General features: G+C 68.7%; 12 protein-coding genes. 9 read left to right on the top strand and 3 right to left on the bottom strand.

Features of this window, described 5'->3' with window-relative positions:
* Positions 1-36: 36 nt before the first annotated feature.
* Complete coding sequence (locus ACIQ6S_RS10190) at positions 37-4620, bottom strand: hypothetical protein (protein ID WP_397608264.1); 4584 nt, start codon at positions 4618-4620, stop codon at positions 37-39.
* Positions 4621-4743: 123 nt separating this feature from the next.
* Complete coding sequence (locus ACIQ6S_RS10185; RefSeq protein ID WP_397608263.1) at positions 4744-6231, bottom strand: AAA family ATPase; 1488 nt, start codon at positions 6229-6231, stop codon at positions 4744-4746.
* Positions 6232-6376: 145 nt separating this feature from the next.
* On the opposite strand from ACIQ6S_RS10185, the gene ACIQ6S_RS10180 reads away from it, so the two are divergent.
* The 9 genes from ACIQ6S_RS10180 to ACIQ6S_RS10140 all read left to right on the top strand — a co-directional run bounded on the left by ACIQ6S_RS10180 (position 6377) and on the right by ACIQ6S_RS10140 (position 15008).
* The gene (locus ACIQ6S_RS10180; RefSeq protein ID WP_397573928.1) at positions 6377-7009 is read left to right on the top strand and encodes an AAA family ATPase; all 633 of its coding nucleotides are present in this window, start codon (positions 6377-6379) and stop codon (positions 7007-7009) included.
* Positions 7010-7022: 13 nt separating this feature from the next.
* Positions 7023-7499 carry a SixA phosphatase family protein gene (locus ACIQ6S_RS10175; protein ID WP_397608262.1) on the top strand — a complete coding sequence of 159 codons (477 nt, stop codon included), beginning with the start codon at positions 7023-7025 and terminating at the stop codon, positions 7497-7499.
* The gene (locus tag ACIQ6S_RS10170) at positions 7490-8083 is read left to right on the top strand and encodes a YceI family protein (RefSeq protein ID WP_397608261.1); all 594 of its coding nucleotides are present in this window, start codon (positions 7490-7492) and stop codon (positions 8081-8083) included. The genes ACIQ6S_RS10175 and ACIQ6S_RS10170 overlap by 10 nt, the downstream gene beginning before the upstream one ends.
* Positions 8080-9960, top strand: coding sequence for a phospholipase D-like domain-containing protein (locus ACIQ6S_RS10165; RefSeq protein WP_397608260.1), 1881 nt, complete (start codon positions 8080-8082; stop codon positions 9958-9960). The genes ACIQ6S_RS10170 and ACIQ6S_RS10165 overlap by 4 nt, the downstream gene beginning before the upstream one ends.
* A gap of 59 nt (positions 9961-10019) precedes the next feature.
* On the top strand, positions 10020-10628 hold the full coding sequence (locus ACIQ6S_RS10160) for a YkvA family protein (protein WP_397608259.1): 609 nt from the start codon (positions 10020-10022) through the stop codon (positions 10626-10628).
* 4 nt (positions 10629-10632) lie between these two features.
* A complete protein-coding gene (locus ACIQ6S_RS10155; protein ID WP_397608258.1) occupies positions 10633-11076 on the top strand; it encodes a hotdog fold thioesterase in 444 nt (147 codons plus the stop codon).
* Between the two features lie 3 nt (positions 11077-11079).
* Positions 11080-11832, top strand: coding sequence for a lysophospholipid acyltransferase family protein (locus ACIQ6S_RS10150; protein ID WP_397572862.1), 753 nt, complete (start codon positions 11080-11082; stop codon positions 11830-11832).
* Positions 11833-11893: 61 nt separating this feature from the next.
* The gene (locus tag ACIQ6S_RS10145; protein WP_397608278.1) at positions 11894-12916 is read left to right on the top strand and encodes a YheT family hydrolase; all 1023 of its coding nucleotides are present in this window, start codon (positions 11894-11896) and stop codon (positions 12914-12916) included.
* A gap of 40 nt (positions 12917-12956) precedes the next feature.
* Positions 12957-15008, top strand: coding sequence for a tetratricopeptide repeat protein (locus tag ACIQ6S_RS10140; protein ID WP_397608257.1), 2052 nt, complete (start codon positions 12957-12959; stop codon positions 15006-15008).
* Positions 15009-15045: 37 nt separating this feature from the next.
* On the opposite strand, the gene ACIQ6S_RS10135 is transcribed toward ACIQ6S_RS10140, so the two are convergent.
* Positions 15046-15888, bottom strand: coding sequence for an undecaprenyl-diphosphate phosphatase (locus ACIQ6S_RS10135; RefSeq protein WP_397608256.1), 843 nt, complete (start codon positions 15886-15888; stop codon positions 15046-15048).
* Positions 15889-15905 lie beyond the last annotated feature (17 nt).

Below are 15905 nucleotides of genomic sequence, written 5' to 3'. Positions count from 1 at the left end.
GCACGCTTGAACGATCGTTCAACCGTGCCGCATGTTCTACGGGGAGCAACCTCGCAAGTTGCCCAGCGGAATCACCGCATCGTTGGCTGCCCAAGTGCCCGGAACTCCGTTCACGTAAGTCGCAGACAACGTGATGTTGCGCAAGGTGCCGCCCTCGATACGACGCTGAAGAGTGCCCACCGTCGTGCGCGCTGGGTTCCCCGTGCGCGTGCACAGAGGGCAGACACCACGGAGCTGTTCCAGCGCCAAGGTCTCTGCCGTGCCGCCAAATCCCGAACGCTCGGCCACCAAGTAGCGTGGCACGCCTTGCGCGTCGTAGCCGAACACCAGATAGAACTCGTAGTCAGGGAAACTCTGCACGCTGTAGCCGGAGCCTGAGCGCAGCGGATCGAACCAATGGCCGCTGATGTCCAGCGGCGCACCGCTCACCGTGGGACATGCGCCGCTGAAGTTGCTGTACGCCTCGCTGCCGGCTTCACCATCCACCGAGTAGTTGAACGTGAACGCACCGGTCGCAGTCGGGGTCACCGTGGCTTGCCCCACCGCGGTGAGACGATTGCTGCTGCCGTTCCATGCGCTGCGGTAGATGATGCCGCGCCACAGACCATTGGCACCCGGTGCGGGAGCTTGCAGGTAATACCAAGTGGGCGTGCCATCTTGCAGATACGTGTACCAAAGCCCAGCCAGCTCAGGACCAGCCGGGTACAGAAACAGGCCGTTGCCAGAACGCAGTGGATTGAAATAGCCGCCTGCGCGGACCCGCGGGGCCAGTGCGGTGACGGTGGCACGCACGTTAAGAATCGCCGAACTGGCTGTCGCGTTCGCTGGCGTCACATACCAACGGCCTGGAGCCGGGTTACTGACCGCAAGGCTCTCGTTTCCGCTACCCGTTAGCGCCGCCGCCACCGCCTGATTGCGGGCTGGCGCCGCTGCGATAGTCGGCGTCGCAGCACTTGCCGATAGAGCATCCACACGTGCCAAATACAGATCGACGTTTGATGCACTCGTCGATGTCACCGAGAGCTGCGTCGTCCCCGGCGGCACATCGATGTACAGACGCTCATGCGCGGCACCGGCTTGCAACGCAAGCCGGTGATCCACGCCGCTCTCCAGTGCGAAGGCGCCGGCTTCTCCCGCCGCACGGTCAATGCGCACAGGGATCCAGCCCAAACTGGTGCCTCCGTCGCCCTGGACATGCACCCAGCCGCCGCGGCTTTGGCCGGGCAAAAAGGTGGCATCGTTCCAAGCCAGACGCACCGGGAAAGACTCACCTGCAGCCAGCACCCCGGGCGCGGTCGCCACGAGAGTGCGGTTGGCGACAGGTACATCCAACTCAGTCTCGAAGATTTCGACGCGCGCCGACTGCCCGATGAGCGACGAGTACGCCAGCACCCAATAGCGCGAGCTGGCATTCGCCTGCGCCGTCAGCGCCAGATCGCAGCGCTCGAGGCCCGACGTAGCCGAACTGCAAACCAGCTCTGTTGCATCGGCGACACCGTTCCCGTTGCTGTCGATTCCTAGGTATAGATCCACATCGGTGCCGGACGTGCCTCGTGCATCCACCAGCACCCGCCAATCGCGCGCCGCGGTGCCCGCGCTCAACGTACGCACAACGGTCACGGTCCGTCCCGCACCCCAAGGCGAACGCGCATCGGAAGAATCGCTCATGGTGACGTTGCTGACGACCGGCGCCACCAACCCGTGTGCATCGAAGCGTGCGGCCGGCAAGGCCCGGAGGCCGGCCAGTGTTTGGTCGCGGAATCCTCGATCCGTTGACGCATCAAGCTCTAGTCCACTGACGGCCAAGGGGCGCACATCGATATTCAGGCGCCCATCCACACAAGGCACCACACCACCGAAGCACATTCGATACACCAATGCGTCCTCGCCCGAAGTGTTCGCTGTTGGTGCGTAACGAATGACGTCGTCCAGCACACTGGCGGTGCCGCGGGTCGACACCGAGGCGGTGCCGCGTGTCGGCGTTACAGCAATCGAAAGCGCACCCACATTGAACAGCGCCTGCGGGACGCTGTCGTTCGCAAGCATGCTGATCTCGACGGCACCGCTATTCTCTCGGACGATCGCACGATCTGGGCGCAGTAGAGGCGGCGCCATTGATGCGCTAGGCGTCACGCTGTTGCTGGCTGCTGATGCTGCGCTGGTGCCCGCCCTGTTCGTCGCAGTGATCGTGAAGATATAGCTGGTACCCGTGCTCAGGCCGCCAACAACACAGGGCGAACGGACGCAGGTGCCGACATGGCCACCCGGAAAACTGGTTGCGGTGTAGTGGGTGATGGCTCCGCCGCCGTCGTCTACAGGTGCATCGAACGTGACCGTTGCTTCGCCAGAATAAGGCCCGGCAATGGCGCCCCCCATACGAGGAGCGCCGGGCGGATCAAAGGTCATGATCGTGATCTTGTTGGCGTAGCCTCGACCCACGATGAGGCGTGCTCTTGTGGCGTCGTAGGCGGGATGCATTCCCGGCCCTCCAAACCGACCCTCGCCAACGCTTTCGCCCCTGAGGTCACCAACCACACTGTTGGCAGTGGACACTCGGCCAACGAAGCGGCCGCTCCCGAAAGTAATCGCACCGGCTTGATAGATGTTGCCATTACTCCATTCGGGACTGTGGATGATGTAGGCCCCATCCTCATAGACCGTTAGCCAGCCTCCGCAGACGTTGTCTCGAGCCTGAGATCCAAACAGTGAGTTGCTCGCCGAAACTTCTCCGGTCGACGGACCATCGCCGCGAACGCGCGTCGCCACACCTACTCGTTCAACACCCTCGTATGACATGCCCGGAGAGCATGCGAGGTAGTCACCGCTGGGCAGTGCCTTGCCACTACCAAAGAAGCCGTTGGCCGACACACCGACCAAGGCCTCGGTCTCGGTAACCACGCCGATACGCCCTCGAAGGCCATCGCCCCATACCAGGGCCCCGACGTTTTCCTGTGTTCCACGATTCCAAGCGTCGAATGCCGTCATGTAGTGACCATTCGCAAGGGCGGTCACGCTCACGCTTCCGAGATTGCTTCCGACGAGAGAATTCTCAGTGGACACGACCGCAGCACTCGGACCATCCCCGCGGCGCCAAGTGATCGCGCCAAACTGGGTGCCCTCGGCGTTCTTCCACTCCGAGGAGATGACCACGTAATTGCCATTAGTCAACGGAACGACAGAGGCCCCCCAACTCCCCAGTCCGACGCGGTCTCCACGCCGAGAGCCAATGAGTGAGTTGCTTCGCGACACGCGCCCCACGATTGGCCTCGTGCCATCGCCCCAAGTAACGGCGCCTAGTTCGGAGAGTTCGCCCTCGCCCCATCGCGGGGAAACGACGACATAGTTGCCATTGGTGAGCGGGACGATTCCTTCGTTCCTGAAAAGCGGGTCATCGCCGATGAATTGGAAGTCCGCGCTGCCAATCAATGAATTCCCAGCCGACACCGGCCCGACCACGCCCCTGAGACCATTGCCCCAGGTGATGGCGCCGACGTTTTGCTGCCCTGCGCTCTCCCAGTCGGAGCTTCCGACCACGTAGTTTCCATTGGTCAGGGCGACAACCCCGGAGTATCCGACGTAGTTTCCTGACAGCGCACCATAAAGAGAGTTTTCGGTGGAGATTGCTCCCACGCACGCGGAGCTTCCGTCACACCACGTCACTGCACCTGCGCCGTTGTTCCAATATGGCGCCGCCACAACGTAGTTTCCGTTGGACAAGGGCGTCAAAGTCGGAAATGTAAAGTCGCTTTCCAAGCGTCCGACCAATGAATTCGCAGCAGTGACCACGCCGGCAGAACCGGTTCTTCCATTCCCCCACGTGGCTGATCCAACCCCGATTCCCTGATCGTCCTTCCATATGGGTCGCAGGGACACATAGTTGCCATTGGCCAACGCGTGCAGGGTCATGCCGGCGCCGTCTGACGGCTGCCGGCCGACCATCGAGTTGGCGCTGGAAACGATGCCGACCACGCCTCGGGTCCCGTCCCCCCAAGTGACCGCGCCAGCGTCTCGCCTGGGCTCACCGAGTTCGTGATTCGCCCACCGGGGACTACCGACGACATAGTTCCCGTTAGCGAGCGGCAAGATAGAACTTGAAGTTAAGGAGGAATAGCCAATTTCGTCTCCTGCATGCGCTCCGACCAGCGCAGTCGTCTCGGAGATTCTTCCTGAAATGCCGTTGCTGGCACTTCCCCAGGCGACCATTCCTCTCCCCAAACCCCAGCGGGGGTTGGCGAGCAGGTAATTGCCGTTCTTCAGTACGAATATCTCGACGTGGTCGATCTCAGGGACCCAGGGCTCAGACACAACCCCAGTCACCCTACTCAACAATCTGAAGTCAGGATCATAGAGATAGGCCGCGCCGCCGTCCGGGTGCTTCGGATCGGTGACGACGATGTTCCCATTGGGGAGAACAGCAACCCGCCCCCCGAACGAGACGCTGTCGGCGGGTCCGGAAATGTGTTTGATTGCCGAAGCAGCGGCGCCACTCCAGACAGCCGCGACAACAAGGGCTGCCCACCCCACCAACGCCAGTCCTACTCGTGCCATCACAGACTCCATTAACGTGAACTGCACCGTCCAAGGTTCTGCAAGCCTTTCGTAGCCCAAAGTCTTGCCCACGCAACGAACTCTACTGGAGACGACGCCCCCCGATTTTGAGTAGTACGGCGATTCGGAATCCAGCCTCCGGACGAAGGACCGCTCTGGGTCGAAAGCCGACATTGCCTTCACCACAGCGTGACCTCAATCCGCCGCCACGGTCCTCGTGCTCGCCCACTCGCGCAGCGCATTCACCTGTTCGGCCATCAGAACGCTCAAGGGTTTCGTGTTCTGCATTTCCTGCAGCACGTGCTTGGCGTCCATAGGCTCACCCGCACCATGCGCGGCGTAAAGCGCGCTGACCACGGCCTGTTCAATTTCCGCGCCCGAGAAGCCCTCGCTGGCTTCAACCAAAGGCGCGAAGGCCCAGCCATCAACATCCACTTTCCGGCGCTTCAAATGCAAGCCGAGAACGGCCTCGCGCACGTCGGGCTTCGGAAGATCGACGAAGAAGATCTCGTCAAAGCGGCCCTTGCGCAGCAGCTCGGGCGGCAGCTGGTCGATGGCATTGGCGGTGGCGACGAGGAACACGCCGCTCTTGTGCTCCGCCATCCACGTGAGAAAGCTGCCGAGCACGCGCTTGGAAACCCCATCGTCGCTGGTGGACGCCGCGAGGCCCTTCTCGATCTCGTCGATCCACACCACGCAGGGCGAGAGCTGCTCCGCGGAAGCAAGGGACTCGCGCAGGTTGCGCTCGGTCTCGCCGTGGTACTTGTTGTAGAGCGCGCCGAAATCAAGGCGCAGCAGGGGCACGCCGAAGCCGCCGGCCACCGCTTTCGCGGCGAGGCTCTTGCCGCAGCCCTGCACGCCGAGCAGCAGGATGCCGCGCGGTGAATCGAGGCCCGGCGGCAGCGGTTCGCCACGCAGGCCCGCGCCGCGCTGTTCGACCCAGCGCTTGAGCTTGCGCAGTCCCGCCACGTCGCTGAACTTCGTGGTGTCGGGCTCGTACTGCAGGGTGCCGCCCTTGTTCAGCAGTTCGAACTTGAGCTTGCCGAGCCGCGGCAGGTCGCTGGCGTCGAGCACGCCGTCGTCGAAGATGAGCTGGCGAACGATGCGCTGCGCGTCGACCATCGACAGGCCCTTGATGTTGCGCACCAGCGCCACCTCGGCGTCAGGGTCGACCACCACGCGCTTGCCGCCGTGCTCGCGGGCGTAGGCCAGCAGCTCGTCGCGCACCATCTTCCGCAGCGCCTTCTCGTCCGGAAGGCGAAGGCTGAAGCGAACCGCGCGCGATTCCAATTCGGGCGGCAGCTCGATCTTGCCGCCCACCATCACGATCGTGTGCTGCACGCCGTTCTCGGCCTGCATCAGTTCGCGCAGCTGGCGCTGGTGGCTGGCGTAGCCGAGGTAGGGGTGGAAATCGAGCAGCAGGTACAGGCCACGCTGCGTGTGACCGGCCATCGCCCGCAGGGCGCTGCTGGCGTCGGAGCCGCCGCGCTCTTCCTGTTCCAAATCCATGTCCAGCCGCACCAAGCCCGTCGTGATCGTCCAGCGGTACAGCGGCCGGAACAGCTCGGCCAGAAGCCCGCGGAACAGCTCGACGACGCGCGGCTCTTCCGGCGTCTCGATGAGGATGAGCGGCGTGCCGGCGCGCACCAGCGCGGCCAGGTCCTTGAGGTCGTGGGTGGGCATTCCGGGGGCAGTCACGGGTAAACAGCCCGGAAGTGTACGGGGCGGCCTGCGCCGTCCGCGCGGTTCGAGCGTCGGGCCCCGGCCCTGTCCCCCGCCGTCGCCGCCTTGCTACAGTCCCCGGCAGGCTCGACAGGTAGGTGCGCTCATGCAGACGATCCTCGTGGCCAGCTCCAAAGGTGGTGCCGGCAAGACCACGCTCTCCACCCAGCTCGCCGGGCATTTCGCAGTGGCCGGCAAGGCCACGGTGCTGGTCGATGCCGACCCGCAGGCCTCGTCCACCCGCTGGTGCGAGAAGCGCGCCGACATGGACGCCGCGGTGCTGCCCATCAACGGCCATTCCCGCGCCTTCCGCAAACAACTGCCCGAGGATGCCGAGCGCATCGTCATCGACGCCCCGGCCGGCGCCATGGCCGACGACCTCGAGCCCTTCCTCGAGATCGCCGATGTCGTGCTCGTGCCGGTGCTGCCCTCGGCCATCGATATCGAAGCCACCGTGCCTTTCCTGAACACGCTGGCGCAGGTGCCGCGTATCAAGAAGGGCAAGCTGCCGGTCGGCCTCGTCGCCAACCGCGTCAAGGCCTGGACCTCGGTGAGCCAGCAGGCCATCGAGCAACTGCAGTCCTGGCCCTACCCGTTGGTGGCGCAGCTGCGCGATTCGCAGGCCTACGTGCTGCTCGCGGCGCTCGGGCGCTGCGTCGACGATTACCGCTCCGAGCAGATGCGCGGACACCAGGACGATTTCGCGGCCATCTACCGCTGGATCAAGAAGCACACCTGACCCAAGGAAACCCATGCGCGACCTGATCCTCCTTCGCCACGCCCACGCCGAGCCCGCACAGCCGGGCCAGTCCGATGCCGACCGCCCGCTTTCCCCGCGTGGCCAGGCCGAGGCTGAAGCCGCGGCCCAGTGGTTGAAGTCCCACAACGCGAAGCCGACGCGCGTGCTCTGTTCGCCGGCGCGCCGCACCCGCGAGACGCTGGAACGCGTCCTCGAAACCTTGGGCTACGCCGAAGTGCGCTACGAGCCGCGCATCTATGACGCCGCGCCCGGCACGCTGATGGCCGTGCTCGACGAGCACGCCGACATCGACAGCGTCTTGATGGTCGGCCACAACCCGGGCTTCGAGCAGGTGGTGGCACTGCTGCACAGCGGCATCAGTGGCGATGCGCGGGGCATGCCCACCGCCGGCATCGCGCGCTTGAGCCTGCCGGCCGGCGCCGCGCTCGAACCCGGCATCGGCACGCTCACCCAGTTCTGGTGGCCGTAGGCGGACTGCTGCTCGCCCTCGCGGGGGGCGTGGCGCTCGCCGCGGCCCCACCGCCCGGGCTCGACGGACCCGACGCGGCCAGCCCCTGTCGCGGCCGCATCGATGCCGCCGCAAGTGATGCCCGTTTCGTCGTCGACGTTCGCCTCCCGGTCAAGGCGGAAGGCCGCTTCGCCACGGTGGAGGGCGAACTCGTGCCCCGGCCGGACGGCCAGTGCGAGGTGCATGTCCGCCTGCGCGCGGACACCGTCGAATACTCCGGCCCCGAGTGGATGGCGAAGCTCACGCGCTCGCCGGCCTTCCTCGATGCCGAAACGCACCCCGACGTCGCCTTCGCCTCCGCCGAATTCCCCGTCGCATGGCTGAACGAAGGCGGATCGATCCGCGGCCGCCTGAAGCTTCGCGGCCGGGAGCGCCCCGTAGAATTCGCGCTCCGTCCCGCCGAATGCGATACCCCCGGACAGGCTTGCGCGATCCGCGTCAGCGGTGAGGTGAGCCGGCGCGATTTCGGCATGCAGGCCTACCGCTTCACCGTGAAGGACTCCGTCCGCTTCGACTTCGCCATCCGCCTCGAGGCCGCGCCGTGAGCGCCGTGCCCTCGTGGCCCGGCGGCACGGCCGCCCGGCGCGCGCGCGCGGGTGCGCTGGCCCTCGCAGCCCTTGTTCTGGCGGCCTGCCAGAGCCTGCCCGCGCCCGAGCGGGCGGCGATCGCCGCCGAGATGGTCGCCGCGCGGAGTTCGGTCGTGGATTGCGCCCTGCCCGAACGCTGCGCCACGCCCTCGAGCTTCCGCGAGGCCGGGTTGGCGAAGCTCGCTGCCTCCACGCCCGAAGCGCCGCGGCACGAACTGGTGCTGCTGGAGCGCGGCCCCGACGCCCTGGCCGTGCGGCTCGCCTTGATCCGCTCGGCCCAGCAGCGCGTCGAGCTGAAGAGTTTCATCTTCGAACTCGACGACAGCGGCCAGCTGGTGCTCGACGCCCTTCTCGATGCCGCCGAGCGCGGCGTGCGCGTGCGCGTGCTGCTCGACCAGCTCTACGGCCTCTCGGAGCCGAACCTGCAGGCGGCGCTCGCCAGCCACCACCGCAACTTCGAGCTGCGCCTGTACAACCCGACTTTCGACGAGGCGCGCACGCAGCCGCTGCAGTTCGCGGCCGGCATCGTCTGCTGCTTCCGCCGCTTCAACCAGCGCATGCACGGCAAGAACCTCGTGGTGGACGACGCGGTGGCCATCACCGGCGGCCGCAACGTGCAGGACCGCTATTTCGATTGGGACCCGGTCTACAACTACCGCGATCGCGATCTGGTCGTGTCGGGGCCCGCGGCGCGCGCGATGCGCGATGAGTTCGATCTCTTCTGGGATGCCGAGCGCAGCGTGCCCGCCGAGGGGCTGGTGGACGTGGCGGAACGCTGGCGCCGCGACGGCGGCGCGCCGCCCGGGCGGCTGGATTTCCGCGATCGGCTCGACGAGGGCCGCCTGGGCACCATGCGTCAGGCCGCCGCCGATGATGCCGCGCTGCGCGCCGGACTGCGCGACGCGACGTTCGAGGTCGGCGCGGTGCGCTTCATCGCCGACCTCCCCGAGAAGCACGCCAGCGGCGCGGCCGCGCGCCGCGACGCCAGCCAGGTGATGCGCGGCATCATCGCCGGCGCCCGCCAAGACGTGCTGCTGCAGACGCCGTATCTCGTGATGTCACGACCGGCGCGCGAACTGTTCCACGACCTGCAGGAGCGCGACGACGCGCCGACTGTGCGCGTGTCCACCAACTCCTTGGCGGCGACGGATGCCTTCCCCGTCTACGCCATGAGCCACAAATACAAGCGGGCCTACCTGCGCGAGCTCGGCTTCACCATCCACGAGTACAAGCCCTACCCGACCGACACACCGATCGACCCGGCCTCGACGGGAGCCCTCGGCGCCCAGGCGGCCGCCGACTTCCCGCTGTTCGGTTCCGCCACCCGCGGCGGCAACGACGGCCCGGTGCCGCTGCGCCGGGCGGGAGTGCGCGTGGGCCTGCATTCGAAGTCGATCGTCATCGACCGCCGGATCGGCATCGTCGGCACCCACAACTTCGACCCGCGCTCCGACCACTGGAACACCGAGAGCCTGGTGGTGGTCGAGGACGCCGCCTTCGCCGACGCGCTCGCGGACGCCATTGAACGCGACATGGCCCCGGAGAACGCCTGGCTGATCGCCCCGCGTGCCAAGCCGCCCCTGCTCTCGGGCCTCAGTTACAGCCTCGGCAAGCTCTCCGAGGCGCTGCCCATCTTCGATCTGTGGGTCTGGCCCTTCCCCTATGCCCGCAGCTACGCCCTCAGGCCCGGCTGCGAGCCGCTGCCCTGGGGCCACCCGCGTTTCTTCGAGTGCTGGGAGGACGTCGGCGATTTCCCGGAGGTCGAGGTGGGCAGCAAGCGCATCTACACCCGCATCATCACGGGCTTCGGCGCCGGCCTGACGCCGATCTTGTGATTGACGCCGCCACGGCCCCCGCCTAGGCTCCCGGCGATCCCTCACACCCAGCGCCAGCCATGTCCCTGACCCTGACGATCCAACTCTCCGACCGCGACCTCGAGCACTTCACCAAGGCCATCGAGGCCGCGCGCGTCGCCGCCGAACACAAGTCGGCCACCGACGTGATGGCTGCCGCCACCGCCCTGCTCGCTACGGCGCAGGCCAGCCAGCTGCCGGACTTCATCGCCGACCGCCTCGACCAGCTCGACACCCTCGTGGCGATGGTCAAGGACGAGGGCTGGGCGCTGCCGGAATCGGATGCCAAGCGCGTCATCGGTGCGTTGGCCTACTTCGCCGACCCGAAGGACATCATTCCGGACCACGTGCCGGTGCTCGGCTTCCTCGACGACGCCATCGCCATCGAACTCTGCGTCCGCGAGCTCGGCCACGAGTTCGAGGCCTACGACGATTTCTGCGAATACCGCCAGGCCGAGGCCGAGCGCCGCGGCGTGCAGCCGGCCAGCGTCGGCCGCGCCGACTGGCTGGAAGGCCGCCGCGAAGAGCTGCAGAACCGCATGCACCGCCGCCGCGAGCGTGAGGAAGGCCAGGGCTACGGCAGCAGCTCGGGCTACGGCCGTCGCAGCTACCTGAAGAACGTCTGGCGCCCCAGCACCTACGTGCGCTGACCCCTTGGCGGTTCAGGCGTCATCGGGCGGCCCCTTCCGGCGCCGCCCGCCGATCGACGTGCTGAACGCGCAGCGTGAGGGCTGCGCGGTCGGCCATCTCGGCATCGAACTCACGGAGCTCGGCCCCGACTTCCTGCGCGGGCGCATGCCCGTCGACGCCCGCACGAAGCAGCCCTACGGCCTGCTGCACGGCGGCAGTTCGGCCCTGCTGGCGGAGACCCTCGCCAGCATCGCCGCCAACCTCTGCATGGAGGAGGGCGCCGGCCAGGCGGTGGGCCTCGAGCTCAACTGCAACCACGTGCGGGCGATGACGGAGGGCTGGGTCGTTGGCACCGCGCGCCCGTTGCACGTTGGCCGCAGCACGCAGGTCTGGGACATCCGCATCGAGGACGAGCAGGGCCGGCTGGTCTGCGCCAGCCGCCTGACGCTCGCCGTCCGCAAGGCCTGAGCGATGCGCGCCCTCCGCACCCTGTGGCGCTTGCCGTTTCTCGCGGTCCACCTCGGCGTGTTCCTGCCGATGCTGGTGGCCGTGCTGGTGTTCCCGGGCAGCCGGCGCTGGGCCTGGAACGGCGAATGCCTGCACGGCCGGATGATCCGCCGCTGGTCGGCGGGGCTGATGCGGGTGTTCGGCTTCACGGTGAAGCGCACCGGCACGCCGCTGCCGGGCGCCGTGCTGTTCGTGGCCAACCACGTGAGCTGGATCGACATCGAGCTGTTCCACAGCCAGCTCTGGGCCGGCTTCGTTTCCAAGGCCGAGGTCGAGAAGTGGCCGCTGGTGGGCTGGCTCGCCAGCCTCGGCGGCACCATCTACCACCACCGCGGCAGCCAGGATTCGCTGCATGGCGTGATGCACCAGATGGTGCTGCGCTTGGAGGAAGGCCGCCCCGTCGCCGTCTTTCCCGAGGGGCGGACCACGTCCGGCGAGGGCCTCGGCGTCTTCCACGCCCGCATTTTCCAGCCGGCCGTGCTGGCCAACGTCCCGGCCCAGCCCGTGGCGCTGCGCTACGGCGCCGGCGGCGACGCCCAGACCATCGTCGCGTTCGCGCCGAACGAGACCTTCATGGGCAACTTCGTGCGCCTGCTCGGTGAGCCCTCGCGGGTGGCCGAGGTGCATTTCCTCGAGCCGGTCTCGCCCAGCGAGGACGGCCGCCGGCGCATGGCCGACGCCTGCCGCGAGCGGATCGCCGCGGCTTTGGCGCGTTAGAGCGCAGCCCGGGTCGCGCTGCATTAGGCTCTGAGCGACGCCCCTCCGTCGCCTCACCGTGCTGACCGTCTCCGATTACCGCCCCCCCGCCTGGCTGCGCAACGGCCACGTGCAGTCGCTGCTTTCCGCCGCGCCACCGCGTCGCCTCGCCGGCGAACGCCTGCTGCGCGCGCTGGCGCCGCGCATCGAAGAGTGGCTGCTGCCGGCCGGCGAGGCGACCTTGCAGGCCTTCCACCTGACCCTTCCGGCCCGCCCGCCGCAGGGCGTGGCCCTGCTGCTGCACGGCTGGGAAGGCAGCCACCGGTCCAGCTACGTGCGCCACACCGCCAATGCCCTGCTGAAGGCCGGCATCGACGTGGTGCAGCTCAACTTCCGCGACCACGGCGAGACGCATCACCTGAATCCGGAACCCTTCCACTCCTGCCGGCTCGACGAAGTCGTGCAGGCGGCGAAGTCCGCGCAGTCGAAGCTGCCTGCGCTGCCCTGGTTCGTGGCGGGGTTCTCGCTGGGCGGCAACTTCGCGCTGCGCGTGGCGCGCGCCGCGCCCGCGGCCGGCCTGCGGCTCGCCCACGCGGCGGCCGTGTGCCCGGTGGTGCACGGCGAATCCGGCCTGCGTGCGCTGGAGAGCGGCTTTCCGCTCTACCACTGGTACTTCATGAAGAAGTGGCGGCGCTCCCTCGAAGCCAAGCGCCGGCATTTCCCGGACCGCCACCGCTTCGTGACGGCCGACCTCGACCGCGACATGCGCGGGCTCACGCGCTTCCTCGTCGAGCAGTACACCGAGTTCCCGACCCTCGAGGCCTACCTCGACGGCTACGCCATCGCCGGCGACCGGCTGGCCGGCCTGCAGGTGCCCGCCTCGATCCTGACTGCCGCCGACGACCCGGTGATCCCGGTGGCGGACTTCCACGACCTCCAGCTGCCGCCCACGGCCCGGCTGGAGATCGCCGAGCACGGCGGGCATTGCGGCTTCATCCTCAACGCCCGGCTGGACGGCTTCGCGGAGCGCTGGATCCGCAGCCGGTTCCGCGCGGCGCTGGGTTCGGCGGCCCCGGCCGGAGCCGGTACACTCGCGGGTTCCTGATTGCCGGGCACGACGCCGGCCGCCCTTTCCGAGGAATCCCATGCTGCAAGACGTCATGACCGCGCTGCGCGCCGGCGACACGGCGACCGCGCTCGCGACCGCCACCCGTTGGACCACCGCCGAGCCGCAGAACGCCGATGCCCTGTTCTGGCTGGCCCAGGCCTGCGGCGCCGCGGGCGACCTTGCCGGCGCCGGTGCCGCCCTCGACCAGGCCCTGGCCGTCGCGCCGCAGCGGGCCGACCTCATGACCCTGCGCGGCTACCTCGACCTGCAGGGCGGCGACCTGGCCAAAGCCGAAGCCAGCCTCAGCGGCGCCCTGGTGCAGGACCCGAACCAGTTCCAGGCCTACATCGGGCTGGCCCATCTGGCGCTCGCCCGTGGCGACCGCACCGATACCGAGCGTCATGTCGCCTTTGCCAAGCGCGTCAACGCCGAGCACCCCCGCGTCCTGCTGCTGGAGGCCATGCTGGCCGCCGGCCAGCCGGACCAGGCCGAGCGCGTGCTGACCCTGCTGACGGCGGCTGCTGACCGCGCCCCGAACGACGCGATGGTTCTCTCCGCATTGGGCGTGGCCTTCCTCGAGCGCCAGCATTTCGCCTTCGCCGAGCAGACCCTCCGCAAGGCGCTGGCCCTCACCAACGCGTCGCCGGCCTTGCACGCCCCGCTGATCGCCGCGCTCGACGCCCAGGGCAAGGGCAGTGAGGCGCTGGCCGTCGCGGATGCCTGGGTCCGCCAAGCGGGGACGCCGTCCGCACATTGGAATCGCGCCCAGCTGCGCGTGGCGGCTGGCCAGGTCGAAGGCGCCCGCGCCGACCTCGACGCCGTCCTCGCCGTGTTCCCGCAGCACGTCCAGGCCTTCGAGCTGTCGATGCAGCTGCTGGGGCAGGCCGAGGGGCAGCCCGCGGTGATGGCGGCGCTGGAAACCCGCGTCGTCGCCGATCCCGGCTTCGCGCTGGCTTGGCGCCTGCTGCTGAACCTGCAGCCCATCGACGAGGCACCGGCGCTGGTGCAGCGCTGGCTCGAGGCCGCGCCCGACCACCCGGCCGCCCTCGACGTGGCCGCCACTCTCGCCGAGCGCGAAGGCCGGCAGGGCGACGCCCTCGCCTATGCCGAGCGCGCCCTCGCCGCGGAGCCGCGCCTGCGCGAAGCCGCCCTGCTGCGCGCGCGCGCCACGGCCCTGCTCATGCCGGAGGCCGCGGTGGCGCGCATGGAAGCCCTGCTGGCCGCCGCCAGCACGCCCGAGCAGGCCCGCTCGCTGTCAGGCTGGCAGGCGCACGCCCTGCATCGCGCCGGTCGCGTCGACGATGCCCTGCGCGCCTGGGGCCGCATGTGGATGGGCGGCCCGGCCTTCGGCCTGCCGCTGCCGAACCCCGAGCCGGCGGCCAAGGCCACGCCGGCCGAGGATGGTGGCGCCGGCCGCCTGCTGTGGGGCCTGCCGGGCAGCCGCGTCGAGCGCCTGCATGCCGCGCTGATCCCGGTGGGGCGGAATCGCCTGATGATCGACCGTTTCCGCCAGCCCATGCGCGACGACGGCTTCAACCCGCTGCGCGCGGCACCGGACCATGCCCTCGCCGGCACCGCCGCGCGCTGGCGGCAGCCGCTCGAGGCCGCGGGCCTCGAGCCGGCCAACCTGATCGACGCGCTGCCGTTCTGGGACGGTTGGACGCAAGCCACCCTGCACGGCACGACCCTCGTCGCCGTGCTGCGAGACCCGCGCGACCTGCTGCTGAACTGGATGGCCTGGGGCAGCGCCGCCGGCTTCGCCTTCCCGTCGCCCGCCGTGGCGGCGGCGTGGCTGCATCGCCAGCTCGACCAGCTGCTGGCCGCCGAGGCCGCGAACCCGACGCAGGTGGTGCGCATCGACGCCGACCTGCTGGATCGCGATCCCGAGGCCCTCGCCGCGCAGTTGGTTGCCGCGTTCGGCCTCGAGGACGCCCCCGACATGGCGGCTGCGCTGGCACTGGCGAAGGCGCCGAACGGCGGCCCGACCGATTTCGTCGCCGGCAGCTGGCGCCAGTACGCCGAGCCGATGAAGGCCCTGTTCGTGCCGCTCGGCGAGATGGCCGTCCGCCTCGGCTACCCCGCCGAGTGAAGCCCGGCCGGTGCGGCGCCTCGCGCGCTGCGCCGGCTCACTGCCCGGGTAGGAACAGCAGCAGGCCCAGGCCGAGGACGATGCGGTACACCGCGAACACGGTGAACCGCCGCGACTTCACGTAGGCCAGCAGCCAGCGCACCACGACGAAACCGGTCAGCGCCGCGGCGGCGAAGGCCACGGCCAGCGCGGCCCAGTCCTCGCGCGGGGCGGCCGGATTGCGCGCGTACTCGAGCAGCGCGTAGGCGCTGGCGGCGAACATGGTCGGGATGCCGAGCAGGAAGGCGAACTCCGCGGCTGCCGGGCGTGAGGCCAGGCCGGCGAGCATGGCCGCGAAGATCGCCGCCGCCGACCGCGACGTGCCCGGGAACACGCCGGCCAGCACCTGGGCGAGGCCCACCCAGACCGCCACGTTCCAGCTCACCGCCGGCAGTGAGGCCGCGAGCGGGCTGTGGTCGGCGGTGTCCGCCGACACCGCGCGACGCGCGGCGCGCGCCTCCACGAAGCGCTCGATCAGGATCATCGCGATGCCGCCGAGGATCAGGGCGATGGCCACCGGCCACACCGTTTCCGGCAGCTCCCAGCCCAGCTTTCGCACCGGCAGGCCCACCGCGGCCGTCACGGCGAAAGCCACACCCAGCTTCAGCACGTAGTCCTGCGCGGCACGTTCGCGCCAACCGGTGGCCAGCGCGAGCAGGCGCGCGCGGAACACCAGCAGCACCGCGAGGATCGCGCCGCTCTGGATCACGATGTTGAAGAGGTCGGACTCCGGCCCGAGCCAGTGCTGTGCGATCAGCAGGTGGCCGGTGGACGACACCGGCAGGAACTCGGTGAGGCCTTCGAGGACCCCGAGCAGCAGGGCGATGAGCAGGTCGTTCAAGCGGGAGGCGGCGGCAG

Origin of the sequence: Silanimonas sp., assembly GCF_044377035.1 — a bacterium.
Taxonomy (GTDB): domain Bacteria; phylum Pseudomonadota; class Gammaproteobacteria; order Xanthomonadales; family Xanthomonadaceae; genus Silanimonas.
The sequence above is the reverse complement of the archived record's forward strand: the minus strand, read 5'-3'. Positions and strand labels throughout refer to the sequence as shown.

What these genes read in the sequence shown, in the direction of transcription:
- ACIQ6S_RS10140 (WP_397608257.1), top strand. Translation starts at nt 12,957, where the DNA reads ATGCTGCAAGACGTCATGACCGCGCTGCGCGCCGGCGACACGGCGACC.
- ACIQ6S_RS10180 (WP_397573928.1), top strand. Translation starts at nt 6,377, where the DNA reads ATGCAGACGATCCTCGTGGCCAGCTCCAAAGGTGGTGCCGGCAAGACC.
- ACIQ6S_RS10175 (WP_397608262.1), top strand. Translation starts at nt 7,023, where the DNA reads ATGCGCGACCTGATCCTCCTTCGCCACGCCCACGCCGAGCCCGCACAG.
- ACIQ6S_RS10185 (WP_397608263.1), bottom strand. Translation starts at nt 6,231, where the DNA reads ATGCCCACCCACGACCTCAAGGACCTGGCCGCGCTGGTGCGCGCCGGC.
- ACIQ6S_RS10160 (WP_397608259.1), top strand. Translation starts at nt 10,020, where the DNA reads ATGTCCCTGACCCTGACGATCCAACTCTCCGACCGCGACCTCGAGCAC.
- ACIQ6S_RS10150 (WP_397572862.1), top strand. Translation starts at nt 11,080, where the DNA reads ATGCGCGCCCTCCGCACCCTGTGGCGCTTGCCGTTTCTCGCGGTCCAC.